The following is a 25,594-nucleotide window of genomic DNA, read 5'->3' on the forward strand; positions in this document are numbered from 1 at the left end:
ACAGCCCTACTCGTTCAATGACTTCGAGCGAGTAGCCAAACAACCTCACACGTCAATTGAGCCACTTACACCATCAGCCTGCTTCTGACCGGTTTTTGACCTTCATCGATAGGTTGAATTTTCCTAAGCGAAGAGTGAGCAAATGCGCGGTCAGTAGCCAGTAATAGCGCGTCGATTCAGCGTATTGGTTCACGTGACGGTTTAGAAACCATGCGGGATGCTTTCGCTGCCAGGTCCATGGATTATCTTTGTGCAAGCGATTAGAAATCTCCGCTTGAATGGTCCTTGCTTGGCGTAGGTGACGTTCGCGAATGGCATGCGACCCGGTGAGAAGATCCGCCAGGAACAGCGCCATGTCGACTGTTTTGCTCGTGCTCGATCATCGTTATAAGCCGATACCACGTCGAGACGACCATGCCCCAGTTCGTCGCTGATTTGTGTGCAGGCCTGCTGATGAAGGATGGGGCGGGCAGGGCGGACGATTGCCCGTGAAAATCGAGGTGGTTTTCGGCTGGTATCCATAAGATTTGGCGGAATCCGACGGAACGCCAAAACGAAAAAACCCGCCAGAAGGCGGGTTTTTCGGGGGTTCCAGAGATTTTGAAAGCCTTCTCTGGAACCTTGTATGGTGCCGGCACCAGGAGTCGAACCCGGGACCTACTGATTACAAGTCAGTTGCTCTACCAACTGAGCTATACCGGCGTGTTAGGGCGACGATTATAGCGATTGGAAAGGTTCTGTAAACCCCTGAATTCTGACTATTTTTGCAAAGTCGGAGGTTTCTTGCGATCAGGCTGTCTTGGGCACGTTTTCACAGGTTGCAAGCCTGTGGAAAAACACACGCTGAAAAAGCCATTAAATTGACTGTCTACCGTCCATCTAAAAAGCCGAGCATAAAAACAGCAAAATAATGACACTTCAAACCCTTTGTCACAGAATGCCCCCAACAAGGGCGCCTATAAAAAGACCTGCGGCAAGTGCCCGCACTTGCTGACCTTCACGTCTTTAAGCTGCGTCGTGAGGAGCAGGCTATGAGCCTAAGCAAAGAAATTCTGGCGTTGTTTGGCAAAGACGTTACCCATGATGCCGACGGCATCAATGCAAGAATGCACTTTTTCGGCAGTGTTCCTGACGAAAGTATTTACCAACAGCCCCTCAATGCCCCGGAGCTGCGCCCTAAAATAGTGGCGTTGGTGTCTATCAATGGCGGTGTGGGCCGCAGCACTCTGGTCACGGCCTTGAGCAGTGGGTTGCAGCGCCTGGGCGAGTCGGTGGTGGCGCTGGACCTGGACCCGCAGAATGCCTTGCATCATCACTTTGGGGTCAGTTCCACCTTGCCCGGAATCGGCCGCACCAGTCTGGAGCATGGGCAATGGGCGCCCTTGCAGCAGTTGGGCTTTGCCGGTTGCCAGGTGATGACCTTCGGCGATATCGATATCCAGCAGCAGGAAAGCCTCGAGCGCTGGCTCAAGCAGGAGCCCGGTTGGCTGGCGCAGCGTCTTGGAGGCCTGGGGCTCAGCGAGCGGCACACGGTGATCATCGATACGCCTGCGGGTAATAACGTCTATTTCCATCAAGCGTTGAGCGTTGCCGATGTGGTGCTGGTCATCGTGCAGGCGGACGCTGCTTGCCTTGGGACCCTGGATCATCTGGACTTGCTGCTCGCTCCGCACCTTGAGGGCGAGCGCCCGCCGGTTGTGCAGGTGGTGATTAACCAGGTGGATGAGAGCAACCCCTTCAGCCTGGACATGGTCGAGGCGTTCAAGCATCGCTTGGGCAAAGACCCGTTGGAAGTTCATCGCGATATGGCCATCAACGAGGCGTTGGCCTACTCATCCGACCCGCTGGATAACGTGGCGAAACGGCTGGCCAGTGATGATATCAGCGAGGTTTGCTTGTGGCTGAAGGCGCCAAAACAGACCGCATAAAGCGCCCGTTATGCGCGTGGCGCCAGATGCTTATGCACAATCGGTTGGTAACGGTTGTCACGAAACAGCCATTTTGTGCAGCAGTTCTCAACACGCTGCAACTGCCTGTTTTGTGTGCACTTTATTTTGTGAACAAAAAATGACCAGGTTGGCTTTTGGCGTGAAAGGCCTATATGTACTGCCTTTGCAAAGTATTCATCAACAGAGTTATCCACAGGGCGCTTGTAGGATTTTTTGCCCTTTATTCGCGCTCGGCCAGCACCATCAGGTTGCGAGGGGTCAACGATGGTTCGCAGAAGCTGCCGACCTCGACGTTGTAGCCCTGTTCCACCATGAACAGTGCCCGGTCCAATACCAACCACAGTTCCAATGGGCGTCGAAACAAGCCTCTCACTAACTCAAGGTTGCGCACCTCGGCCAGGCGTTGCCAGCCGTGGGCTTCCAGGGCCGGCCAGTTCTGCTCGCCTGTGGATAAGCCCTTGAGGCTTGCCAGTTCCTGGCAATAGTCGGCAAAGGGTTTATCCAGCCAACTGGCGGGCAGGGAAGGTGTTGGCAGGTAGTCGTCGCAGCCACGCAGTTGCCGTTGCAGTTGGTCAAAGCCCAGGCGGCGGGCCATGGAGGTGTCCCGTTGTTGGCGTACACGGTTGCCGGCGGTGACGGTTTCGCTCAGGGGCAGGCCCAGGTCATCAATCGACAGTTGCAGCAGTGAGGCGCGCCCGGCGGCGGAGAGGGCTTGATAACGGTCGGCGGTGATGCGGTTGTAGCAGCAGGGCGCCAGGGCCAGTTGTTTGCAGCCGGCGGCGCTGGCCAGTTGTAGCAGGCGCACATGCAGGTCGCCGCAGGCATGCAGGGCGACCGGCGTGTGTTCGGGCTGGATCGCGACATCCGCCATCACGTCTTGCAGATGATGGGTTGCGGGCAGGCCGTGGCGATCACTCAAGGCTTGGCCGGAGGCGATCAGGGCGGGGTCGTATTCCAGGCAGGTCAGCTGTTGGCCGGGTTGCAGCAGGCGGCGGCCTAGGTGGCCTTTGCCGGCGCACCAGTCCAGCCAGTGGGCAGGCGTTTGGGTAAAGGTCAGCGCGGCGCCGAAGGCTTCGATCTGTTGCCATTTGCGCCCTGGCACGTCGACATTCAAACGATGGCGAGCGGGCTCAAGGGTGTGCGTGGGTAACTTATCCACAGTAGCGAGGCGCAGCGCGTGAGCGGCCAGCTGTGGAAAAGGTGTGGGCGCGGGCAGGTCGTGGGGTTGGTTGTGACTGGCTTCAGCTTCGGCCAGCGAACGCTTGCGCAGCCACTGGGATAACTCGGGATGCTCGGTTTCCCAGGGCAACTGCAACTGAGTAAAGGGCCGTGGTCGCCACAGCCCTTGGTGTTCGGTCAGGAACGCATCCAGTGCCTGGAAGCGTGCCTCAACGTCCTTGGCATGCATCGACGCGCAGCCATTTTTCCAGCAGTTTGAAGCCGCGCACTAGCACGTAGGCCATCAGCAGGTAGAACAACCCTGCGGCGAAGAAAATCTCCACCGGCAGGTAAGTGCGGGCAATGATGGTGCGCGCCATGCCGGTCAGTTCCAGCAGGGTCACGGTACTGGCCAGGGCGCTGGCCTTGAGCATCAGGATCACTTCGTTGCTGTAGGCCGGCAGGCCGATGCGCGAGGCGCGTGGCAGGATGATGTAGAACAGCGTCTTGGGCTTGGACATGCCCAGGGCCCGCGCCGCTTCGATCTCGCCCGGCGGAATGGCCTGGATCGCACCGCGCAGGATCTCGGCAATGTAGGCGGCGGTGTGCAGGGTCATGGTGGCGGTGGCGCACCAGAACGGGTCTCGCAGGTACGGCCACATGAAGCTGTTGCGCACGGCGTCGAACTGCGCCAGGCCGTAATACACCAGGAACAACTGCACCAGCAGCGGCGTGCCACGGAAGAAGAAAATGTAGCCGTAGGGCAGGGCGCTCACGTACCAGCGGCGCGAAGAGCGGGCGATGCCCAGAGGGATCGCCAGCAGCAGGCCGGCGATCACGGCGATTGCCACCAGCTCCAGGGTCAGGGTTGCGCCCTGGGCCAACTTCGGCAGCCACTTGATGATCACGGCCCAGTTCAGGCCCAGGTCAAAGTGCGATAGCCAGCTGTAGTCGCCGCTCATTGGGTGCTCCTCGCAAAGCCGCGGGCGGCGCGTTTTTCCAGGAAGTGCATGCTGGTCATCGCCAGTACGGTCAGGCCCAGGTACATGAAGGCGGCGACCATGAAGAAGGTGAAGGGTTGCTTGGTCACGGTCACGCCGATCTGCGCGTGGCGCATGATTTCTTCCAGGCCGATCACCGACACCAGCGCGGTGTCTTTCATCAGGATCATGAACAGGTTACCCAGGCCCGGCAGGGCGATGCGCCACATCTGCGGCATGATCAGCCGGGTGAAAATCCGAAACTTCGACAGCCCCAACGCCACACCGGCTTCGCGGTGGCCCTTGGGAATGGCGAGGATCGCGCCGCGGAACACTTCCGTTGCATAGGCGCCGAAGCACAGGCCCAGGGCGATGACGCCGGCGGCGAAGGCACTCAGCGACAGGTCGGGGTTGCCGAAGAACTCACCGAGCGCACGCATCAGGTTGACGGTGCCAAAGTAAATCAGCAGCACCCACAGTAATTCGGGAATACCGCGAACGATGGTCGAATACGCACCGCCCAGCCATTGCAGTGGCTTGTACGGGGAGGTCTTGGCCAAGGCGCCGGCAAGGCCGAGCACCAGCCCCAGGCACAGGGCCGTGAGCGCCAGTTTGACGGTCATCAGCGCGCCGGCGGCAAGGGCCGGGCCGAATCCGTAGAGATCGAAATTCATGGTGTTTTCATATCGCGGCAGGCATTGCTAAAAGCCAGCGCGCTCGCAGGAGCGCGCCGGGCAGGCCGTTCAGATCATTCGATGCTGAACGGGAAGTACTTGTCGTTGATCTTCTTGTAGGTGCCGTCTGCCTTGATCTCTGCCAGGGCTTTGTTCAGGCGCTCGCGCAGCGGGTCGCCTTTGCGTACGGCGATACCGATCTTGTCGCTTTCTACCACCGGGTCGCCTTTGAATTCATAGGCCGAACCGTCTTTGCTCTTGAGCCATTCGTACTGCACGTACTTGTCAGCCAGGATGCCGTCGAGGCGACCGGAGGTCAGGTCGAGGTAGGCGTTTTCCTGCGTGTCGTAGAGCTTGGCTTCGGTGTCCGGCAGCTTGTCTTCCAGATAGGTACCGGCCAGCGTTGCGCGCTGTGCACCGATCACCTTGCCTTTGAGGTAAGTGGCGTCGGTCTTGAAATCCGCAGTGGCTTTGGGCGCAATGAACTGCAGCTTGTTGGAGTAGTACGGGTCGGTGAAGTCAACCGCCTGCTTGCGCTCGTCGGTGATCGACAGCGAGGACACCAGGAAGTCGAACTTCTTGGCGTTCAGGGCAGGGATGATGCCGTCCCAGTCGGACACATACACTTCGCACTTCTCGACTTTCATCTTGGCGCACAGGGCGTCGCCGATGTCCTTGTCGAAGCCGACAACGTTGCCGCTGGCGTCTTTATTGTTGAACGGCGGGTAGGCCGCTTCGATCCCCATCTTCAAGGTTTCTGCCATGGCCGTGGCGCTGAATGCCATCGAGACGGCCGCGGCCAGAAGGAATTTCTTATAGGTCTGCATGCATGTTGCTCCGTTAGCGGTTGCTGGACATGAATTGTTTGCAGCGCGCCGAAAGCGGGTTTTCAAATACCTGCTGTGGCGATCCTTGCTCTTCGACCAGGCCCTGGTGCAAAAACACCACTTCGCTGGATACCTGGCGGGCGAAGCCCATTTCGTGGGTGACCAGCAGCATGGTGCGGCCTTCTTCGGCCAGCGCGCGGATCACATTAAGTACTTCCTGGACCATTTCCGGGTCAAGCGCCGACGTCGGTTCGTCGAACAGGATGACTTTAGGCTGCATCGCCAGGGTACGCGCAATCGCTGCGCGTTGTTGTTGGCCGCCAGAGAGTTGCGCAGGGTAGGCGTGGCGCTTGTCGGCGATACCAACCTTGGCCAACAGGGCCTCGGCCACTTCTATCGCTTCGGCCTTGCTCTGGCCGAGCACGCGCCGAGGAGCCTCGATGATGTTGTCGAGGATGCTCATGTGCGGCCACAGGTTAAAGTTTTGAAACACAAACCCGATTTCGCTGCGCAGGCGGTTGATCTGCTTGCCGTCGGCGGCCATCAGTTCGCCGTTTTTCGCGGCCTTTAGCTTGAGTTCTTCGCCGGCCACCAGGATCTGGCCCTGGTGCGGGTTTTCCAGCAGGTTGATGCAGCGCAGGAAGGTGGACTTGCCGGAACCGGAGGAACCCAGGATCGAGATCACATCGCCGTCGCGAGCGGTCAGCGAGATACCTTTGAGTACCTCAAGCTCACCATAGCGTTTATGCAAGTTGCGGATTTCAAGCGCGGGCGTGGCCTCGGCCATGTGCGGTCCTCATTGTGTTCGTTGCGATCTTCGCTGTTGGGCCGCCTTCCTGGCGAGGCGCCAAGCTAGCATAGCGTTTGGATGACAGCCAACAGCGCAGCGGACGGTTAACCGGTGGTCTGCGGCAGGGTGTCGCATCGGCGCAGCAGTGTGTCGCGCCATCAACAACCTACAGACGTTTGACCCGGAAAGATCCACAGGCTTCGCGTAAAAAAGGGCGCGATGGTGCCAGCTTTGGCCGGGTGTTGGAAGGGTTAACCGGGCAAACGGTCCATATCAGCCCGGTTATGGGGCGTCACTTACTTTTTGTGTGTGTTTTTGGTGCGTCGCAATGCCATGAATGTGAGTCGCACGGTAACGCTATAGCGGAATGCCATTGTTCTCAATGACTTGCGATGAGTGGTGAATTGTCCTACAGCCCCCGCCAACTGTGGTTCTGAAATATTTTGGCGCAAATCTTGCGTAAAAAATAAAGAACGCCCTGTTGGATTCTTTTCACGAGAAAGGCTGCAAGCCGGGCGAACCGTTTTCGCAATTCCTCGCAAAGGTGTGTCAATGAGTAGTACGCAAAGCTCCAATGACCTCGAACAGGGGCTCAAACCGCGTCACGTCACCATGCTGTCGATTGCCGGTGTCATCGGCGCCGGTTTGTTTGTCGGCTCCGGCCATGCGATCGCTGCTGCCGGCCCGGCTGTGCTGTTGGCCTATGCAGCCGCCGGTACGCTGGTAGTCCTGGTGATGCGCATGCTGGCCGAGATGGCCGTTGCGTCACCGGATACCGGTTCGTTCTCTACCTATGCCGACCGGGCAATCGGCCACTGGGCCGGTTTCACCATTGGCTGGCTCTACTGGTGGTTCTGGGTGCTGGTGATTCCACTGGAAGCCAACGCGGCGGCGACCATCCTGCACGCCTGGTTCCCCGACGTGGCGATCTGGGTGTTCACCCTGGTCATTACCTTGCTGCTCACCGCAACCAACTTGTTCAGCGTGAAGAACTACGGCGAGTTCGAGTTCTGGTTTGCGCTGATCAAGGTCGTGGCGATCGTGGGCTTTGTGATCCTCGGCCTGGCCGCGATCTTCGGCTTCTTGCCCACCAGCCAGGTCAGCGGTGTTTCGCACCTGTTCGATACCCAAGGGTTCATGCCCAACGGCATGGGTGCCGTATTGGCGGCGATCCTGACCACCATGTTCTCGTTCATGGGCACCGAGATTGTCACCATCGCCGCAGCCGAATCGAAGAACCCGGGCCAGCAAATCACCAAGGCCACCAACTCGGTGATCTGGCGGATTGGTTTGTTCTACCTGTTGTCGATCTTCATCGTGGTGTCCCTGGTGCCTTGGAACGATCCGACCCTGGCTGCCGTAGGTTCCTACCAGACTGTGCTCGAGCGCATGGGTATCCCGAACGCCAAGCTGATTGTCGACCTGGTGGTGCTGGTTGCCGTGACCAGCTGCCTCAACTCGGCGCTGTACACCGCGTCGCGCATGCTGTTCTCCCTGGGCCGTCGCGGTGACGCACCGGCCGTGGCCAAGCGCACCAACAAGAGCGGCACGCCTTACTGGGCGGTGTTGCTGTCTACCGGCGCCGCGTTCCTGGCGGTATTCGCCAACTACGTCGCTCCGGCGGCGGTGTTCGAATTCCTGCTGGCCAGCTCCGGCGCCATTGCGTTGCTGGTGTACCTGGTAATTGCCGTGTCGCAACTGCGCATGCGCCAGAAGCGTGCGGCAGCGGGCGAGAAGATCGTCTTCAAGATGTGGCTGTTCCCAGGCCTGACGTACGCGGTGATGGTGTTCATCGTCGGTACGTTGACCATCATGTTGTTCCAGGAAGCGCACCGGGTCGAGATCATCGCCACCGGGGTTCTGAGCTTGCTGGTGGTATTGGCGGGGTTGGTGGTGGCGAGCCGTCGCAAGGCCCAAAGAGTAGGGGCTGCGGCGCTTAACTGACGAGAGACGGTGGTAGCGCACCGCGCAACAATGTGGGAGCCGGGCTTGCCCGCGATGACGGACTGCCAGTCGATATATTCGTCGACTGACACACCGCCATCTCAAGCAAGCCCTAATGCCAGTCAGTTAAGACAGAATCGGTAACTGTGGCGAGGGAGCTTGCTCCCGCTGGGGCGCGAAGCGGCCCCAAAAATGGGACTGCTACGCAGTCCAGCGGGAGCAAGCTCCCTCGCCACAAGTCACTGGTTGTCTGCTCGAGCTCTTAACTGACTGGCATTAGGGCAAGCCCGCTCCCACATTTTTATTTTGTGTCAGTCGGGGGCGTTGGCCAGCGCCTGGGACGCCGCCACGTAATCGGCCTGGAACTGCGGCGACTCAATCCACGCTAACGCCGCGGCTTCGTCATCGCTGTCCGTCGCCCACTGCCGATACTCGATCAGCGCCGCCAGGATAAAGTCGGTCGCTTCTTCTTCGCCTTCCTGCTCCAGCACCAGCGCCAGCAACGGGTGCGCCAGGAACACCGCACACAGCGCCTGCTGGCTGATCTCGCCAGCGGCACGCATTTCGACGAACAGTTCAGTCAAATCCACCGACTCAAGGTCGATGCGGCTGTCGTCGCCAGCAAAAGCATCCGGCTTGTGCGCCACGGCGCGCTGGGTGCGGTTTTGCTTGGCCTTGGCTTTTGCCCGGTGGGCGCGTTTTTGCTGCTTGTTTGGCGAGGCCATGGGCTCAACGTCCTTGGGGGTCTGGTCTGGAGGGTGTATTGAAGCGCAGGTTGGGGTAAATCCCAAGGGTTTCTCGGGCGGCAATGATTGCTGTAGTGCTCGACCTTATCTGCGCGGGTACTTAGGCTGACAGTCTATTGACCCACCAGAGCCCGCCCATGACCCGTGACACCCTGGAACACCATCAGGTCCCGATCTACTTTGTTGCCGTCTTTGTGGCCGTCACGTTTGGCCTGTTCTGGCCCTTGTCGGCGCAGGGCTTCAGCCTTTGGGTGACACCTGCCATCGCCGTGCTGATGTATGCGATGTTTTTGCAGATACCCTTTCTTGAGCTGCGCCAAGGCTTGGGCAACAAGCGATTCATGGCGGCCTTGCTGCTGGCCAATTTCATTCTGGTGCCTTTGCTGGTGTGGGGGTTGACCAGCGGCCTGGTGGAGCGCCCGGCGTTGCTGGTGGGCGCTCTGCTGGTGTTGCTGACGCCCTGTATCGACTACGTGGTGGTATTTACCCATATCGGCAAGGGCGATTCGCGTTCGATGCTGGCGGCAACCCCGCTGTTGCTTTTGCTGCAACTGCTGCTATTGCCGGTATACCTGGGGCTGATGTTGGACGAGCAATCCAGCGTGGTGGTAGCGGCGGGGCCATTTGTAGAGGCGTTCGTGGGGTTGATTGTGGTGCCGATGCTTCTGGCTGTCCTCACCAGCGCGCTTGCGCGGCGTTCGAGCGCTATCGGTCTTTGGAGCAGCGCCTGGGCGTGGTTGCCGGTGCCGGCGATGGCGCTGGTGTTGTTTGTCGTGCTCGCTTCGCACATCACTGCGGTGGTGCGAGATATCAACTTGTTGTTGCCGGTCATTCCAATCTACGTGGCATTTGTACTGTTGGCACCGTTGATGGGCATTGGGGCTGCGCGGCTGTTCGCACTGCCAGCGGTGACGGCGCGGGCGGTGACGTTCAGTGCGTCGACGCGTAACTCGCTGGTGGTTTTGCCATTGGCGCTGGCCCTGCCGGAGGATGTGCGCGGTTTGGCCGCAACGGTGGTGATCCTGCAGACCCTGATCGAGCTGGTTGCCGAGTTGGCCTACGTTCGCCTGATCCCGGCAGTGGTGTGGCCCACCAGTCGGTAACCACGTGAATGTTCAGGTCTGTTCAGGCGCCATTCAGGGGCGCGTTCGGCACCATACGCCAGCGCTTCCCACCTGACAGGTCAACCGATGGATCACCGCAACCGTTTTCGCCTGGAGTCACTGGGTATTTTCCTGGTCGCTCTCTTGTTGTTCACAGTAGGTATCTGGGATCAGCAGCCCCAGGGTTTTGACGGGCGTTGGGCGCTGTTCCTGCAGGAAATGTATCGCCATGGCGCGAGTCTTTTCCCCACCACCTACGGCCAGCCCTATGCGGATTACCCCGGCACTGCGACCTTCTTCAGTTATCTATTCGCGCGCTTGTTTGACGCGCCGAACCACTTGGCGAATGTGCTGCCCACAGCGCTCGCGTCGGCGGGGGTGATCGCGCTGATGTATCGCCTGCTGGCGCCCTACAGCCGTGCCTGGTCGCTGCTGACGGTGCTGCTCACGCTGCTCACCGCCCAGTTGCTCGAGAAGTCGCGCTCGGTGTGCCTGGACCAGATGGTTGCATTGTTATGCGTGGGCAGTTTCTACCTGCTGCACACCGGCGAACGCCTTGGGTCGCGGCTGAGGCAACTGGCGGTGTTCCCGCTGTTCATCCTGGGTTTCGCCATACGTGGGCCGCTGGGGTTGATTGAAGTCTGCGCGGTGGTGTGTGTGTATTGGGCACTGAGCAAGCCGGGGGAGCGTGTCCGGCAGGTGTTGATCCACGGCATTGTCGGCCTGGTGTTGCTCGCCGCGTGCTGGTGGCTGCTGATGAAGCTTGCGCGGTTCAGTGGTGGCGATGCGTTTGCCGATGAAGTCTTCAAAATGCAAGTCGGCGGGCGTCTGGATGAGTCGGGTGAGCCGTTTTACTTTTATTTCCAACTGAGCTTGTACCGCTACTTCCCGGTGGTGCCGCTGGCGTTCGCGACCCTGTTTGCGTTGCGCCATCGCTGGCCCGAGCGTTGGGCCAATGAGCACCTGCAATTGCTGGTGCGGTTCGGGGGCTGCGGCTTGATGATTCTGCTCGGCCTGTCGGTACCGCATTTCAAGCGCGCTTATTACATTCTGCCGATGGTGCCGATGTTTGCGGCTGTCGCTGCCTATGGGCTGCTTCACGCGCAAGGCTGGCTGGTGGGTGTGCGCCGTTGCTATGAATGGCTCGTCGCGGCGCTGCCGGCGTTGTGCGTGGTTGTGTTGTTTGTGTGTCGACACGCCTGGCATAAACAGGGCTACTGGCCGGAGATTTCCTTGCCGTTGATGATCGGCGTGCTGGTGGTGCTGCAAGCCGCAGCGTTGATTGCCTGGCAGCGAGCATGGCGGTTGGTGTGGCTCAGTCTGATCGCGCTGGTGGCGCAATGGTTGTTGCTTGTGACAGTGATAGAGCCGGCCAAGGACCTGCAATTCGACACCCGGCGGTTTGTCAGCCAGGTGGAGGCGTTGCGCCAGACGCAGCCAGGTCCCTTGGTGTTTGTCGATCTGGCCCGGGATACCTGGGCGGTGCGCTACATGATGAACCTGGATCACGATGAACAGCCGCTGTTTGTCGGGCGTCACGAGCTTGAGAAGTTGGCGGCGCTGCCCCGGCCCTCCTGGGTGATCGTGTCGCGCAAGGAGACCGCGCTGTTGAAGGGGTCGCCGGTGGAGCACCTGGCGCCGAGCTATCAAGGGCGCTTGAATGACAACCCGTTGATGGTGTTCTTGCTCAAGTAAGGAGGCCCTTGAGCCAAGGGCCTGTCGAGCAGATGATTATTTGCAGCGGAAGCTTTCAGGCATCGTGACCGTGTAATTGCGCTGCACGCGGTCCTGGAAATTCAGATTCTGCAAACCCTGCTGTACCAAGAAGGCTTCTACCTTGGCGGCTTGGCAATCGTCGTTATAGGAAGACGCCCGTAGCAGGTAGACCGCGCGCCTGCTCACTTCATCACGAGCGGTGACCCGGAAGGTGGTGAGCGTGGTGTAGCCGGTGCGCTCCGAGGTCCCTACCGGGCCGTATGAGGTGTTTGGAGTGCTGGTGCAGGTCAGTTGGTCGGTCTTTTTCTTGTTCTTCTTGCATTGAGTGGTGGTGCTTTTTGCCACCTGCCCGTATTCGGTGGCGGTATAGCGATACGTCACCTGCTTGCTGTCGACGTCCAGGGTGACGGTCATTTTGATCGGCGCGTGGTTCTTGGGCAGGGTGGTGTCGGTGAAGACATTGCGAAAGCCCTGGTCCTGCATGGCGCGGACCATGTCACGCAGGTAGTAGCGAGCATTGAGTGAGTTTTCATCACTTCCGCCAGTGGAGGTCACCAGCACGGTTGCCTGCCGGTCGAAGTGATAGTCGGGATCAGGCGTCGCGTTGATCGCTACGTCCAGCTGCGTGGCACACCCACTGAGCAGGGCGGTCAGTAGTAACAGGGTGCAAAGCAAGAAGCGGGTCATGAAAAAACCTTACAACTGAGATTTGGGTAAAGGCTGAACGATTGAGTCCAGCCAAAAATAACCCTCAATCGTCCTGCTGCGACATCGTGTCCGTAAATGCGTGAGTCGCATTAAATCGCAGGCAATAAAAAACCCCAAGGAACGCATTGTTCCTTGGGGTTTCTCGGTATTTTGGTGCCCAGAGACGGAATCGAACCGCCGACACGGGGATTTTCAAAACCTGTGAATCTTCTACCTGATTTGAGAAAGCACTGGATATCCTGGCTCGATCTCAACGTCACTGCTGTAAAGCCCGGCCAGAAACGGGCCAGATGGCCTCAAAACCTTCCGGACGGTCCGGAGGAGCACCGGAGCGGGGTGGGCTGATTGCAGCTGCGTTTCCATGCACCGCGCGCACCGCGTGACTTTTGAGCCAGCAAGAAATGCTATTCCAGTTGGTAGTACAAGGCCTGAAAATTGGTGGTGAATTCTGGAAGGAGCTCTTTGAGGAGGCAGCAAGGGTTCTCGTCAAAGAAAAAAATGATGACCTCGCTTTCTCTCACGCCCTTGTTTGAAAGCTTGCCGGGCTTTAAGTCGTAAGGCTTGCTGATGTCTGCTGCTAGCTTGCGCAGTGCTTGTAGGCGCCGTTTTTTGTGGGCAGCAATGTCAAGACCGTCCTTGGGGATGGCAGCGTACTGGTTGATGCGTAGGTAGGTTCTCCCGGAGCGGGAGTCAACTCTCCATAACAACGTTTCGTTTATTCCCTCGTAGTAGTTCTTTCGTTGGCAAAAATCTAGCTGAGTCCATGGTGAACCGTTTTTATTTACTCCTTTCTTGAATTTCAAACAAGCATCACTGCCCTGCAATTGGTCATAGAGTTCACCGATGAAGTATCGTTGGCCTATGGCGCTTTTGAACGCGTCAGGACTCGAATTGGCTAAGCTCTTTAAGACATTTTCCTCCTTGGAAATCCAGTTGTCCTTTAGAAACGCGCAGTATTGATGAATGATTGGATGGAAGTGAGCTAAAAAGCTAACCGCGTTGTAGAAGTCATGGGCGGAGATGAGGTCATACTTTCCTAAGCTCTGTCGTTCCAATACGTCGATATAGCCGATCTTGAAGTAAATGTATTTGTAACAGTCGGGGAAGCGTTTATGGTAGGTGTTAAGTTGATCTGAGTGAATGGTTGACGAAGTTTTATTCTCAAATAAAATGTTGCGGCGTTCGTCATTCACGTCAAAGCTCAGCATTAAATCAACATTGCCGGACTGTAGTTTTGAGTGAATATTAACGGGCGTTTCGCCCTCTTTGGTGAACCCCAAAGCATTGAACACCTGTGAGCGATATAGGCTGATATCCGGATTTTCATCCAGTTCTTTGAAAAACCAAGCTAGGAAGGCGTCTGTACTGAGTTCCTTGCTGGCATACTTGAATAAATTGTTCAATGTCAGGGTCCATGCGCAATGGTACGTCAACGTTGAAGGCTAGGGTCTGACCACTGGAACCAGGCCTCAGGAATGTGTAATCAGCGATCGGATCATGAGGTTTGTACATCATGATCCGTGGGGACTTAATGCACTATTTCTTTGTATACTGGTCTTTTACGGGGACCCAGCGGAGATTAGGAAACTTTTCCTCCAGAATTGTTGTAAGCGAATCGAAAGTGGTCACTGAGTGTTCGACACCTGTTGCACAATAAGCCGTGAAGCGGTGACAGTTATTGAAGATTAAATGGTATACGCTTTTATTACCCACTTCGGCACTAGCTCTATCAGAGATTTCTGGGGTGCTAATGATTTTTCCATTAGAATAGGCGGCATAAATGGTTATGCCCGTTCGAAGTCCATGCGAGTTCATAAAGGCGTGCGGAGTGACTTTTTTAATTTCTCCGTCACCGTTTCGTTCTACAATGCGATTGTTTTTTCCAATATATATCCCCGTGTGATCAGCAAAGCTCCCCGCAAGATCACATACAACTATACAGCCTGGCACAAGATCCGCTTCTTTATCCAAGCCTGCACAGATGATTGCTTTTACTAGGCTTCGTTCAGTTCGCTTAGTTGAAGTAAGCTTGAATGTTGGATTGATAGTGGTGCGGATGCTTGGAACTAATAAGGTTTTCAAAATTTTTCCCAGCATTTTTGTCCCTAAAAAGCTGTAATCGATATGCACTCTATGGCGAAGCTTATGGCACCGATAATCATGCTGCCATCATTATATATCCATTAGTAGGTGGACTGGTTTTCTTGGCTCAATCTCAATTGGAGGGGTATTTTTTCCGGCCAGAAACGGGCCATGTAACACCAAAACACTCCGGACGTGCCGGAGGAGCACCGGAGCGTGGAGGGCTGCTTTCTGCTGCTTTTCGACGCACCGCGCGTACCGCGTGACATATGAGCGAGCAAGAAATGCCACTTCAGTTGGTAGTGCACGGGAGCCTTGTGGTGAGGTCTGGGGCGCACTCGCAGAGTTTTTGTAAGTGATTCACCAGTGTTGGTCGGGCGAGTGGAGGCGCAAGCCCTGCTTGCAGCACTCAAAAGCTCGGCTGACGCTTAGAGTGCATAGAATGTGAGTCAAGGGCTAGGTTCCTGTTGCAGGGGCTCAGTGGGCAGGGCTACTCTATTTCTTGCGTTGAGAAATTAAAGCTCTGATCATCTTCGCTTAGTTTATTTAGTCTAAATTCAGTTATGTCAGCTGTGGTTTTAAAGCCAGCTGCGTTCGCTGTATGTGATTTATTTATAAAGTGATTGTGCTCCACAAGAATACATTTCCTGTTTGCGCTTTTATTCTTATTCAGTAGATGGCAGGCATGTGCGGTAGTGCCGGTTCCGGCAAAGTAGTCGAGTACAGTTGCCTCTGGGGATGAGCAGCAGTCAATCAGGTCCATTATTAGGTTTATTGGTTTTGGGGTTTCAAATACCCTTTCTCCAAAAATGGATTTTACTTCCCTTGACGCTCTGTCATTGAGATATTCAGGCTTGTCCAAAATGCTGCGTATTTTTATTCTTTTATTCGGTGCTGAATAGTTTTTTACGTATATTACACCTTTTGGAGATGCATATAATTTCCAGCTTTCAGACTGAGCTTTTTCTGGCCCCCAAAGCCACCTTCTTTCTGCTCCTTTTGAGTCGACAGGCCAAGCTTCACGGAGGTCTTCACTTATTTTACTTGCATAAACTTTACCATCTTGGGAGTAGTAAAGTGGGTAGAACATATTAGGGCGATCTTCACGTTTGCTCGCATCGCCTTTTTTTCTAAACAGTCCATCTATAGTGAAGCGGCCATGCTCGTCTTCTTTATTGTATTTTTCTAAATCTTGGTCCTCTACCCCACGCAATGTGGATTGCTCACTTTTTCCATACAATAAGACATATTCATGGTTGACGGCCACATTAGCTTTGCTGCCTTTTCCATTTTTGCTTCGACATACCACTAAGGTGGCAATGTAGTTGTTTTCTCCGAATACTGAATCCATCAAGATCTTTAAATATGGGTACTCGTAGTCGTCAATGCTTATCGCAATAACACCATCGTCCGCAAGGAGTAACTGGGTTGCCACTAGTCTGGGCAGCATGAATGCTAGCCAGTCGTGATGCTTTGACCAAATACTTGCACTTTTAGCCTGTCGTTTATCGTGGTATACGAAAGTGCTACCGGTATTGTAGGGAGGGTCGATATAGCAAAAATCAATGTCCCGTTTGTTTTGGTCGAGTAGCCAGCTTAAGGCTGTTAAGTTATCAGCTTTAATTAAAGTGCATTGTTCTTCAGCTAGATGGGCAACGGGTGGATTTGAAAGCTCTAATGGAAGTTGGTGATCACTTATCCCTAAATTTTTTGCGATTTCGACGATTCGAGATTTAAGATGTATTGAGTTCATACAGTGTTGTCCACCTTTTAAGAGCGAAATTTTAGCACTTTCGAAGAGGGAAAGGGGCGTAAAATTCATTGGTTTTGTTAATGCATTAGCGCGCCATCACACAGTGGAGGTAGCTATGCCATCGAACAGATCTTGACGTCGGGTAAGTGAGGGAAGGTCTTCACGCGGGGTGGAAGTGATGGCATTCTGAAACACGGGTTTTCAGGAGCTAGGCAATGATTCCGCAGGTCAAGGTTTACAGCACAGACACCTCCGCTTACACACAAGGATCGGTAAGTGCTCGGATAGAGGCACTTTTTCTTAATAACCTAGGGAAGATCGTCACCCGGCAGCAAATCATCCGTGCGGCGACCAACCCGGAAACAGGAAGAGAGCCTGAAAACTGGCATCAGCGTCTTTCCGAGCTCAGGACAGACAAGGGTTATACGATTTTGTCGAAGCGGGACTGGTTATTGCTTACGCCAGAAGAGTACGTGATGCCGCATGCACAGCGACGCGCCATCGCCGGGCGGCGAGTCCTCCCGTCTGCCGCTTGCTGGCAGGGCGTACTTAGTCGAGCGAATCACCGCTGTGAATGGGCTGAAGACGGCCAACGATGCAACCTTGCTCCTGGCGATTTAGACCCTATAGGGGGCGGGACCGTCAAGCTAACACCTGATCATATGGTGCCTCATTCAATCGACCCTGCGACTGATACGAACGATTCATCCAAATGGCAAGCTCTGTGTGGGCGACATCAGGTGATGAAGAAGAATTACTGGGACTCCAGTACTGGAAAATTTAATCTGATAGGAATTCTTCAATCGGTAAATGAAAGGCAGAAGCGCGAAGCTTTGCAGTTTTTGACGGGATATTTTGGACATGAGTCCGAGTGATATTGTCGTATACGACCCGCTCGATGTCTTTGACTCCATCGAGCGTTTTCGACAACAGTATGGTCGCTGTGAGTGTGTGATGTTCGACCCTTGGTATAATAAGGGAGTTGGTGGCATACGTGATGACTATGTCGAGTACATAACTAGTGTTTTGGAGCGCTTGGCAGTCATCGCGGATCACATCTATTTCTGGGGCTTTCCAGAGATAGTTGCGCGCTTCATTGATCGAATACCGTCTGGCCATAAATTCACCGCGTGGCTTACTTGGTATTACAAAAACAATCCGTCTGTAATACGTGGTTGGCGCTCAGCTCAAATGGCCTGTCTCCATACGAGTGTTCCGGGGGCAAAACTCTTTCCTGAGCACTTTCTAAATGAAGCGCAGATAGAGAAACAATCGCAAGGTAAGCTTCGCTATATGCCTGGGCCTCCATCGGTGATTGAATCTGCTTTGATCATTGGGTTCGTGGGAAAGAAGGAGCAAACCGGACACCCGTCCCAGAAGCCAATGGCTGTATATAGCCCACTGATCGAAATGGTGACGAAGCCAGGTGATTTAGTGTTCGACCCTATGTGCGGATCTGGCACTACAGGCGCGGTCTGTAAAAAGCTCGGGCGCCGAGCTGTGCTAGCCGATATCAACCCTGAGTATCTTGCGATGGCTAGAAAGCGGCTTGAATTCGGGGAGGGCAACAAATTACTTGATTCCGAGGATGATGCTGACGGATTTCAGATGTCTTTACCCTTTTGATTTTTTTGTAAAGGTTTTTAATTGCTGATTGCTTAATTTCGTTGTTATTCCATAGTGCTAAGTTATTATTTGAATCTGTCTTGTAGGGAAAAAATGCAGTCAGGCTGCTGCAACGGACTGCAGGCCCGTCTCGCTTGTCCTTCGGAGCGGTGGGAGCCTTTTCTAGCTCCTTTGTGCTGATAGAAAGCATCTTAGCCATCGCCTATCAGTGATTACGACCTCTCGCCTTGCTGAGACACCTTTGGAATCTGCATGATCGTTCGCCGGCTTTAAGGTGGTTTGCGAAAATAAATTTCGAAGGGGTGGAACGATATTTGCTCAGGCCATTATGGGAAGGATGTCCTTGGGAAAACAGTTTTCAGTAACCTAGCCAACACACAAAGTGCTGTCCTCTCGGCGCCTCACTGAATAATATTTTGGTTCCCTTTCGCTGGCCTCTCAGGTACGTTTTCGTCAGTTGGTTGAGTCCACTGACCAGCTTTTAAGATATTAAGTAAAAATGTTAACTCGCTAAGTCTATAGCGAAGCAGTATCACTACTATTCTCTGGGATTAGTCCCGCTACTAGCTACTAGGTTGAAAAATTATGAATCTAAATTTAGCACGTATTCGTGAGGCAAATAGTCATGTCTGCAATAAAGCCAGTGAAGCAAACCGAAGTCCGTGATTCGGCTTTGAAAAGCCTAATCATTGTCACCTATCCAAAGTCTGGTAATTGCACTTATTACGTTCGCTCTCGATCTAATGGGCGTCGTCGGATGAAACTGGGTACTTCCAAAGAGTTGACTTTGGAAAAAGCCCGCATAAAAGCTATTGAGGTCATCAATTCTGGCTACAGCGCTATTGTCACCATCGACAAGGCTTTTGAGGCGTATGAGAAAACTGGCAATTACAGCGGTAAGCGCTCAATGGCACGTGAGCGTAAGCGCTATGACTTGGTGGTGGCACCTATCCTCGGTGACAAAGACATTAAGGCTATCACGTTAGCCGACATACAAGAGGTGATGGAATCACTACGTCCAACGCTGAAAGATGCTACCAAAAATCGTTATTTGGCGATGCTGCGCTCTATCTTCAGGTTCGCGGTTGACCTTGGTTATTGCGACAACGATCCGACGCGTAGCCTAAAGCTCAAGCGTGAAATGCCAGTTAAGCTCTATGAGGTTAATGCTGACCTCATTAGTCGCCTTTCCTATGCGGTCAAATGGCTTGAACCTCGTTATCCGCGCACCTCGTGTCTGGTCGAATTTCTGTTACTTACTGGCATGAGGGTAGGTGAAGCATTGAGTCTAAAGTGGACTGACTTGGATCAGACTCTATGCCGTATTACTTTAAGAATCACCAAGACGGGTCGTATACGCCATGTGCCAATCAACGAGAAGTGCTTTGACGTACTTGAGCGTCTAGCATTGGCTACGTCGGATTTCCCAGATGATGGCTGGGTTTTTCCATCGTCGTACAACAATTTCCATATGACGCGCCCAGTGCGTCCATGGAAAGAAGCCTGCAAAGCTGCCGAGCTCCCGAAGTCGTTTCGCTTCCATGATCTTCGTCATGTGTTCGCTTCCGCTTGCGTGAAGGCGGGAATCCCGTTGTATACCGTGCAAGGTCTACTAGGTCACTCATCTATACGGATGACCGAACGATACAGTGCTTTGGCCTCCTCGGACCTGCTGAAGGCAAGCAAATTGGTTTCGTCCTTCCTGATTTCTGGTCAGGAGGATTCGGAATGATGCGATTTCTATCGAACAGCCAGCTAAGTGCCGATATTGTTGACGCTGCGCACTTGGCAGGGGGTAAAGCATTGGATGGTGACACAAAACAGTTAACGGGTGTGACATCTGTAGAGTTTGGTGAGTCAACCGTGATTTTTTCTGTTCCCACTATCCATAGTAGTTATTCGTCTCTAGTGAGGGTGCTAGAAAAGAAATTTCTGATTTTCAAGACCAGTAAGGAAGTTTTTTTTCCATTCGATAATTCTAATTTTGAAGGCGAGCAGATTTTACGATTTTTTCAAAAGGCGCTAGGTCGTATAAAGGTGAGCATGTACGTCGGCAATATCCCGGCATCAACAGAGTATGGTTCTTGGGCTGTTCCTGTCGACGGTTCGGAGCCCAAGGTTGATCCGTTTGATTTTCTGCGCGTCGTTGAAGCCAGTAATATCGGTTTGCTGGAATCTATGTATGGGGACCGAGCCTACCCAGGGTTCGAGCTATCGTTGGATACGATTCGATTTCGAAAAAAGGATGATGTTAAAGATGTCGCTCCTAGTCTCTGGATAGATCAGATTTTGCGTGATTCAGAAACAGGTGAGGTCTTTGGTCGAGTTAACATTCTAAGTCGTTCGGGCAAGAAATATAGGGTCGTCTCTGAAGTTATTTCAAATGGTGACCTTCAAGAAATAAAAGTCCTTGCTGAAAAGGTGCTTTCGGTTGCTACTAGTGTTGTTGATAGGAAGTCTTTAGGGCAGTTTATTCCTCATTTACTGCGCTATGCGTTCAATGAACTGGAGGCACGGATCTGGGTTCGTTCTGAGGGCTGGCAGCTAGATGATAAATCAAATATTGAAGCCTGCGCGGTTGGTTGCGATCTGTTTTATGCTCCGAATTTCAATTCGGATAAATATTTTATAGATATTAAGTCCCCTCGACTTTCGCAGGTAGGAACACTTGATGGTTGGAACGATCTGGTGCTCGCTCCTGTAAGTAAAAATCCTATTCTTATGGGCGCTTTGCAGCTTGGGTTGGCTGCCTCTATGGTTGATTTTCTACCTGGGATTTCCTCTTGTATTTTTAACTTCTTCGGTGGCGCAGGTCGAGGCAAAACATTGTTGCTTTCAACAGTTGCCAGTCTGTATGGGAACACCGCCGCGCCGGGCCAAAGCACCGTGGGCCGTGCCGGAAAATCCATTATCGAGACGTTTGGTTCAACACAGCGAGCTCTTCAGGCCAAGGGCCAGCAGCTCTCTCTCGGCCCTTTATTGGTGGATGAGATCGGTAGTAACGGGTTTGGAGAGCTGGACACGTTCGTGTACGAAATTGGGAACGGCAGCAATCGTACCCGACTCAACAGTTCGGGAGACCTTCAGGAGTCAACGCCAAAAACATTATTTGGCATGACCTCCGGTGAGAAACCCATTATTTCCATGATCAGTCGAAATGCCCCTCAAGGTGTATTAGATAGAGGTGTGGATATCAATATTGGTGGTGATGTCAGTTTTGAAGGGCAAGACGATGAGGATTTTGCTTTTCTTCCAAGCGATATTAAGAGTGCGGTTTCTGTAGGTATTCAGAAGCAATACGGCACGGTTGCACCCGCTTTCATCAAAGCGCTGCTAGCGGAAATGGCTAACCAAGCTTGGGACGGTGAGCTAAAAGCATTGGTCTCAGATATTCATGAAGTTTTACCAAGCTATGTCGCTAATGATGGGGCTAAGCGTGTTGTAGTTCGATTTGCACTGGCTGCGTTAGCCGGGCAGGTTGCGCTGAGAAATAATGTGTTTAGCAGCAAGTATGTAAATAAAGAAAGTATTATGCACAGTGTTTTAGTCTGTACTTGGCTTTGGTATACAACTCGATGGAATCATCTACAGGTATTGGAAGAATTTCTGCTTTCTAAGTCACGTATTTCGATCGGCTCTCCAAAGTCAAAGCTGGCTATATATCGCCATAAGGACCAAACTGATGGCATGCCAACTCTTATGATCTCCAAGGCTTGCTTGGAAGAGATTTTTCCAGGGAACGGTCGAGTTGAGATTATCAGTAAGCGCTTCAAGGAGGATGGGCTTCTTGTACGTGCTGAAGCCGGTCGTAATACGGTAGGGAAAGACCCTTATTATCATATGCGTGTGAGTTGGTTGTTGGAACATGGTGTTTATTGGTCTGAGGATGACGAGTGCTTTTTAAAGAGTGACGATTAACCCAGTGAGTATTGTAGTTTAGGTGCTTATTTTCAGGTCGCTGCTCTACAGGGTGCTGGGCTTTGGCCTGATCAATCTTGACCCAATCGTTCCACCTTCCTGCGACTTTTAACTTTCTCAGCACTATGCCCTGCGTTCTTCTAGGAAGACGTGGGGCTTTTATTTTTTCGAAAGGCTTGTCACTAGCTGAAGTGTCCGCCCGGTACACCGCGGGCACTGCGTAACTTTTGAATAAAAAAAGCTCAGCCAATCGCTGAGCCTTTTTCATCAACGTGTACGGCGGCATGTATCTGATGGCTTTAGCGCTGGCATCGCAATGTACCGGTGCTTTCCATCTTGTTTGCTTCAGCTTTCTCGGTTTGCGCCAGGTACTTATCGAGGTCCGCTTCTGAGGCTCGTTGCCCATTCATGCTCGCTTCCAGCAATGCGGTGGTTTTTGAATGTTTCAGGGTGGAGGCTATATCTCGATAGCTGTAAGGCTGCATTGATCGGCCTTGGTCGTTGCTGACGTAGCTTGTGCCACCTCGCTTTTCACAGTTTTTGGCGAAGTACTGCATGCCCGAAAGTGACATCAGACTACTGGCGTGGGACTGAACACAGATCGACAGTAGCGATGTGGCGACGGTGGCAGCAAGAACGATTTTTCGCATGGTGAACTCCTGATGGGATATTGAGTGTCGCGGTGTTGAAAGAAAGCCAAGGCTACCTGACAGGTGGTGTCGGGCATTGGCTAGGTGGTTGCTGTTACGAGATCACTGACGCGATTGGAGGCCACCCGCAGGTTCTCGGAAGCAAGGTGTGCATAGCGCTGGGTGGTTTTGTTACTGGCGTGCCCCAGCAGGTGCTGGACTTCGTACAGGCTGGCGCCGTTGTTAATGGCCAATGAGGCGAAGGTGTGGCGTAGGTCGTGAATTCGTAGGTGAACGAGTCCGGCGACTTTTAAAGCGCGCTGAAAGCATTTACGAGCGTTGTTGAGTGGCTTGCCGGGTTTGGCGCCGGGGAAGAGATATTGACCGTTAGCCTTGCCCGGCAATTCGTTGATGACGGCCAACGCCGGTTCGCTGAGCATCACAAAGCGCTGGCGTCCGCTCTTGGTGATTGGCAGATTCCAAAGTAACCGCTCTTGATCAATGTCCTCCCATCGGGCCTGTAATGCTTCTTCGCGTCTTACCCCGGTGAGTAGCATCAGCTTGATGGCTTTGGCGGCAATCTGGTTTTGTTCCGTGCTGAGGACAGTCCATAAACGTTTGGCCTCATCGATGCTGAGGAAACGCTGAGATTGGTTATTCTCGGTGTGCATACGAATACCCGTCGCCGGGTTGGTGTCGAGGTAGCCCCACAAGATGGCGAGGTTGAAACTCCGCTTCAGGAGGGCAAGGTGTCGATTGGCGGTAGCTGGGGCTCTGCGGCTGATCAATTCGTCGTGGTAGCGTTGGATCTCCTGTCGGCTGATGGAGGCGAGCGGTCGAGCACCGAACATCTCGAAGAGGTGGGTTTTGAACTTTGAATCATCACTGTTTGCACTGCGCTTGCTGGCGTAGGCGTGGGGCAGGTAGTGGTCATCGATGAAGCGGCGAAAGGTCATCCCTGATTCGACAAGCGTTTCTTGTGGATCAATGCCATTTGAAAGCTGAGCCCTGTGTTTGAGCGCCAGTAAACGGGCATCGCCAATTTCTAGCTCTCCATAATTCCCCAGCTTCATGCTTCGTTGTCGCCCGGCATGTCGGTAACGCAGATAGAAGAACTTGCGTCCTTGTTTGTTGATCAGCAGTTTTAGTCCTGGAACCTCGGTGTCGGAATACTCGCTTTCCCTGGCTTTGGCATCGGTTGGTTGTGGGGGAAGTGCGTCAATCACACGCTTGGAAAGGCGGATGAGCTTGCTCATAGGGCACCTTTTTTGACACGCGTTTGGACTATCCCTGAGTCAGCTCAGAAAGCTGAGCCAGGGAAGTCATCAGTGGTCGGTAGGGTTGGGTGAATGGGGTGGTAACTTTGGCGCTGCTGATCGCGCCCGCCGCTCCGGTTCATTTCCGGTTCTTTCGGTGGAGGTACTGGTCAATGCGAACTCCATTGCGCGATCCGCGTGCTCATCTCTGATGGAAGAACGAGTCCTTTCGGAATCAGTACTTCCACCGAGAGCAAGTCAGACAGGAGGATGACGGCGGTATAGAAGTGACCATGGTCCTCGACGATTTCAAATGAGGCTACCGGATCATAGGGACTGTGCAGGAAGCTTCTAACGCCAAGGAATAGCCCTTTGTCGTAGGGATCATCGCCTTCGCCCCAGACAGCAAACCAGCCGATTTCATCGGGTTGCCACTGAGTGCCATAACCTTGTAGAACCCGAAACTGGTTCTCTACCCATTGGCGCATATCCTTATCCAGGATTTGGGCAGTAGCTTCACTCTGACGAATCAGCAGCATGCTCTGTCTCCTGGATTTTCCCTTGCTCCGTGTTTGGCTCCAACGATGAGTTGTTCGCCTGCGTTGTGGATAGGATCGGCTTACCATCAATCTGAACACGCATAGGCTTACCTTTGAGCGCAAGCACAGCTTTTTTCCAGCTGCTTGCGTCGTCGAGCACACGCAATTTGGATTCAAGCTTCCCATCTCTGCCCAGTAGCTTTTCAGCCAGTAGCGCGGCAGCAAGGAACGGAGCGTTATTGCTGGAGCGTCCTGTAAAGACCGGTAGGAGTACTTTGCTGGGGAACGCTTCTGCCCGTTGACCTAGGCTTTCCAGTATTTCGAGGATGGCGTCGGTATTGATCCACTCTCGGCTGAAGTAGCCTTGACTGCCACTGTCGATCAACGCAATGAACACCTGTTTTCTGTCGGTTGAAAGGGCGAGTTGATAGGTGATCTTTCCTTCGGCACCGGAGCTCAGTTTTGATGCTTGGGCTTCTTTTACCGCGATGAGATCCATAAAGCTGGGTTCGACGGCTTTGGTTCTGCTCATATTATTTCCGAAGTGTGTCGACGTGACGGGCTCAGTGTCCGCTCAGGCGGGTTGACGGCGTGGTCACGTTGATTAGTCTATTTTGAATACCCTCCAGTCGCTTAGATAAGGGGGTATTAACGAGGCTAAAGCTATGAAGCCTGTGCAACATGGGCTTTAGTGTGAATATGGTTTAAACGCCTACTTTTCGCGGCAAAACGTGCAGAACAGATCGTAGATACTGATGGCGACTTGAACGCGCGGGTCAGGGATGTTTCGGCCTGTGTCAACGGCGCTGGAAATCCAAGGGTTTTTGCATGTGCACATAGATTTCTCCTGGGTACTCACCCGACAGAGTGTTGGGATCATAGAAATATATATTCACGATATTTGCATAATTACGATTTTGGCGATTACGGTTTTGCTCAGGACTTCCAAGGGAAACCAAGTGAGGGTGGTTTTGTGTTGGATTGCGGGGGCTTTTTGTTTCTATTTATTTGATGAATACTGATTCTAGAAACTAATAAAAGAGGTGGCACCATGCCAGATGTACAGTTATTTGAATTGGCTAATGCGAAAATGCGAGACAAAATTAATCTGGTAATTAAGGAAAGTGATTTTATGAGGGTGTTTGCCAGGAACCGTCCAGAAGCTTACGATCTTATGGTGTTTAAAGATTTTTATT

At 53.5% G+C, this 25,594-nt stretch carries 23 protein-coding genes and 1 tRNA gene; 8 read left to right on the plus strand and 16 right to left on the minus strand.

Features of this window, described 5'->3' with window-relative positions; genetic code table 11:
• Nucleotides 1-73: 73 nt before the first annotated feature.
• Both HBO10_RS10035 and HBO10_RS10040 read right to left on the minus strand, forming a co-directional pair.
• Entirely contained in the window at nt 74-355 is a 282-nt protein-coding gene (locus tag HBO10_RS10035; RefSeq protein WP_080757644.1) for a hypothetical protein, read from the minus strand.
• Between the two features lie 271 nt (nt 356-626).
• Nucleotides 627-702: transfer RNA gene (locus tag HBO10_RS10040), tRNA-Thr, on the minus strand.
• A 329-nt stretch (nt 703-1,031) separates the two neighbouring features.
• On the opposite strand from HBO10_RS10040, the gene bcsQ reads away from it, so the two are divergent.
• A complete protein-coding gene (gene bcsQ, locus HBO10_RS10045; RefSeq protein ID WP_034125523.1) occupies nt 1,032-1,928 on the plus strand; it encodes a cellulose biosynthesis protein BcsQ in 897 nt (298 codons plus the stop codon).
• Nucleotides 1,929-2,169: 241 nt separating this feature from the next.
• On the opposite strand, the gene HBO10_RS10050 is transcribed toward bcsQ, so the two are convergent.
• The 5 genes from HBO10_RS10050 to HBO10_RS10070 all read right to left on the minus strand — a co-directional run bounded on the left by HBO10_RS10050 (nt 2,170) and on the right by HBO10_RS10070 (nt 6,375).
• Nucleotides 2,170-3,357 carry a methyltransferase gene (locus tag HBO10_RS10050; RefSeq protein ID WP_034125524.1) on the minus strand — a complete coding sequence of 396 codons (1,188 nt, stop codon included), beginning with the start codon at nt 3,355-3,357 and terminating at the stop codon, nt 2,170-2,172.
• Entirely contained in the window at nt 3,338-4,027 is a 690-nt protein-coding gene (locus HBO10_RS10055) for an ABC transporter permease (RefSeq protein ID WP_032803763.1), read from the minus strand. The genes HBO10_RS10050 and HBO10_RS10055 overlap by 20 nt, the downstream gene beginning before the upstream one ends.
• 38 nt (nt 4,028-4,065) lie before the next feature.
• Nucleotides 4,066-4,761, minus strand: a complete 696-nt coding sequence (locus HBO10_RS10060) for an ABC transporter permease (protein ID WP_005783890.1) — start codon at nt 4,759-4,761, stop codon at nt 4,066-4,068.
• A 74-nt stretch (nt 4,762-4,835) separates the two neighbouring features.
• Complete coding sequence (locus tag HBO10_RS10065; RefSeq protein ID WP_014716503.1) at nt 4,836-5,588, minus strand: ABC transporter substrate-binding protein; 753 nt, start codon at nt 5,586-5,588, stop codon at nt 4,836-4,838.
• A 13-nt stretch (nt 5,589-5,601) separates the two neighbouring features.
• Nucleotides 5,602-6,375 carry an ABC transporter ATP-binding protein gene (locus tag HBO10_RS10070; RefSeq protein ID WP_010213906.1) on the minus strand — a complete coding sequence of 258 codons (774 nt, stop codon included), beginning with the start codon at nt 6,373-6,375 and terminating at the stop codon, nt 5,602-5,604.
• A 555-nt stretch (nt 6,376-6,930) separates the two neighbouring features.
• On the opposite strand from HBO10_RS10070, the gene gabP reads away from it, so the two are divergent.
• Nucleotides 6,931-8,322 carry a GABA permease gene (gene gabP, locus HBO10_RS10075; RefSeq protein WP_034125525.1) on the plus strand — a complete coding sequence of 464 codons (1,392 nt, stop codon included), beginning with the start codon at nt 6,931-6,933 and terminating at the stop codon, nt 8,320-8,322.
• Between the two features lie 311 nt (nt 8,323-8,633).
• On the opposite strand, the gene HBO10_RS10080 is transcribed toward gabP, so the two are convergent.
• Nucleotides 8,634-9,047: a hypothetical protein gene (locus HBO10_RS10080; protein ID WP_034125526.1), complete on the minus strand. Its 414-nt coding sequence runs from the start codon at nt 9,045-9,047 to the stop codon at nt 8,634-8,636.
• A gap of 158 nt (nt 9,048-9,205) precedes the next feature.
• Here HBO10_RS10080 and HBO10_RS10085 point away from each other — a divergent pair, with 158 nt between their 5' ends.
• Together HBO10_RS10085 and HBO10_RS10090 are read left to right on the plus strand one after the other, a co-directional pair.
• Nucleotides 9,206-10,171, plus strand: a complete 966-nt coding sequence (locus HBO10_RS10085) for an arsenic resistance protein (protein ID WP_034125527.1) — start codon at nt 9,206-9,208, stop codon at nt 10,169-10,171.
• A gap of 87 nt (nt 10,172-10,258) precedes the next feature.
• Nucleotides 10,259-11,866, plus strand: a complete 1,608-nt coding sequence (locus HBO10_RS10090) for a glycosyltransferase family 39 protein (protein ID WP_034125528.1) — start codon at nt 10,259-10,261, stop codon at nt 11,864-11,866.
• Between the two features lie 36 nt (nt 11,867-11,902).
• Here the strand turns inward: HBO10_RS10090 and HBO10_RS10095 are convergent, their stop codons facing one another.
• The 4 genes from HBO10_RS10095 to HBO10_RS10110 all read right to left on the minus strand — a co-directional run bounded on the left by HBO10_RS10095 (nt 11,903) and on the right by HBO10_RS10110 (nt 16,430).
• Nucleotides 11,903-12,574 carry a hypothetical protein gene (locus HBO10_RS10095; protein WP_034125529.1) on the minus strand — a complete coding sequence of 224 codons (672 nt, stop codon included), beginning with the start codon at nt 12,572-12,574 and terminating at the stop codon, nt 11,903-11,905.
• A gap of 425 nt (nt 12,575-12,999) precedes the next feature.
• Nucleotides 13,000-13,998, minus strand: coding sequence for a PD-(D/E)XK nuclease family protein (locus HBO10_RS10100; protein ID WP_169921976.1), 999 nt, complete (start codon nt 13,996-13,998; stop codon nt 13,000-13,002).
• 133 nt (nt 13,999-14,131) lie between these two features.
• Nucleotides 14,132-14,725 (minus strand): lecithin retinol acyltransferase family protein, encoded by a 594-nt coding sequence (locus tag HBO10_RS31665; protein WP_169921977.1) that lies wholly within the window; start codon nt 14,723-14,725, stop codon nt 14,132-14,134.
• Nucleotides 14,726-15,167: 442 nt separating this feature from the next.
• Nucleotides 15,168-16,430, minus strand: coding sequence for a site-specific DNA-methyltransferase (locus tag HBO10_RS10110; protein ID WP_169921978.1), 1,263 nt, complete (start codon nt 16,428-16,430; stop codon nt 15,168-15,170).
• A gap of 215 nt (nt 16,431-16,645) precedes the next feature.
• On the opposite strand from HBO10_RS10110, the gene HBO10_RS10115 reads away from it, so the two are divergent.
• The 4 genes from HBO10_RS10115 (at nt 16,646) to HBO10_RS10130 (ending at nt 21,974) form a co-directional block, all read left to right on the plus strand.
• Nucleotides 16,646-17,305 carry a restriction endonuclease gene (locus HBO10_RS10115; RefSeq protein ID WP_169921979.1) on the plus strand — a complete coding sequence of 220 codons (660 nt, stop codon included), beginning with the start codon at nt 16,646-16,648 and terminating at the stop codon, nt 17,303-17,305.
• On the plus strand, nt 17,292-18,056 hold the full coding sequence (locus tag HBO10_RS10120) for a site-specific DNA-methyltransferase (protein ID WP_169921980.1): 765 nt from the start codon (nt 17,292-17,294) through the stop codon (nt 18,054-18,056). The genes HBO10_RS10115 and HBO10_RS10120 overlap by 14 nt, the downstream gene beginning before the upstream one ends.
• Before the next feature lie 625 nt (nt 18,057-18,681).
• Entirely contained in the window at nt 18,682-19,788 is a 1,107-nt protein-coding gene (locus HBO10_RS10125) for a tyrosine-type recombinase/integrase (protein ID WP_169921981.1), read from the plus strand.
• Nucleotides 19,785-21,974 (plus strand): DUF927 domain-containing protein, encoded by a 2,190-nt coding sequence (locus tag HBO10_RS10130; protein ID WP_169921982.1) that lies wholly within the window; start codon nt 19,785-19,787, stop codon nt 21,972-21,974. Before HBO10_RS10125 ends, HBO10_RS10130 begins: the two co-directional genes overlap by 4 nt.
• Nucleotides 21,975-22,273: 299 nt before the next feature.
• Here the strand turns inward: HBO10_RS10130 and HBO10_RS10135 are convergent, their stop codons facing one another.
• The 4 genes from HBO10_RS10135 to HBO10_RS10150 all read right to left on the minus strand — a co-directional run bounded on the left by HBO10_RS10135 (nt 22,274) and on the right by HBO10_RS10150 (nt 24,930).
• Nucleotides 22,274-22,624 (minus strand): hypothetical protein, encoded by a 351-nt coding sequence (locus tag HBO10_RS10135; RefSeq protein WP_169921983.1) that lies wholly within the window; start codon nt 22,622-22,624, stop codon nt 22,274-22,276.
• Between the two features lie 80 nt (nt 22,625-22,704).
• Nucleotides 22,705-23,859 (minus strand): site-specific integrase, encoded by a 1,155-nt coding sequence (locus HBO10_RS10140; protein WP_169921984.1) that lies wholly within the window; start codon nt 23,857-23,859, stop codon nt 22,705-22,707.
• A gap of 170 nt (nt 23,860-24,029) precedes the next feature.
• The gene (locus tag HBO10_RS10145; protein WP_169921985.1) at nt 24,030-24,398 is read right to left on the minus strand and encodes a hypothetical protein; all 369 of its coding nucleotides are present in this window, start codon (nt 24,396-24,398) and stop codon (nt 24,030-24,032) included.
• Nucleotides 24,376-24,930 (minus strand): hypothetical protein, encoded by a 555-nt coding sequence (locus HBO10_RS10150; RefSeq protein WP_169921986.1) that lies wholly within the window; start codon nt 24,928-24,930, stop codon nt 24,376-24,378. Before HBO10_RS10150 ends, HBO10_RS10145 begins: the two co-directional genes overlap by 23 nt.
• Between the last annotated feature and the right edge of the window lie 664 nt (nt 24,931-25,594).

This window comes from Pseudomonas sp. WS 5503 (genome assembly GCF_012985385.1).
GTDB lineage: Bacteria > Pseudomonadota > Gammaproteobacteria > Pseudomonadales > Pseudomonadaceae > Aquipseudomonas > Aquipseudomonas paracarnis.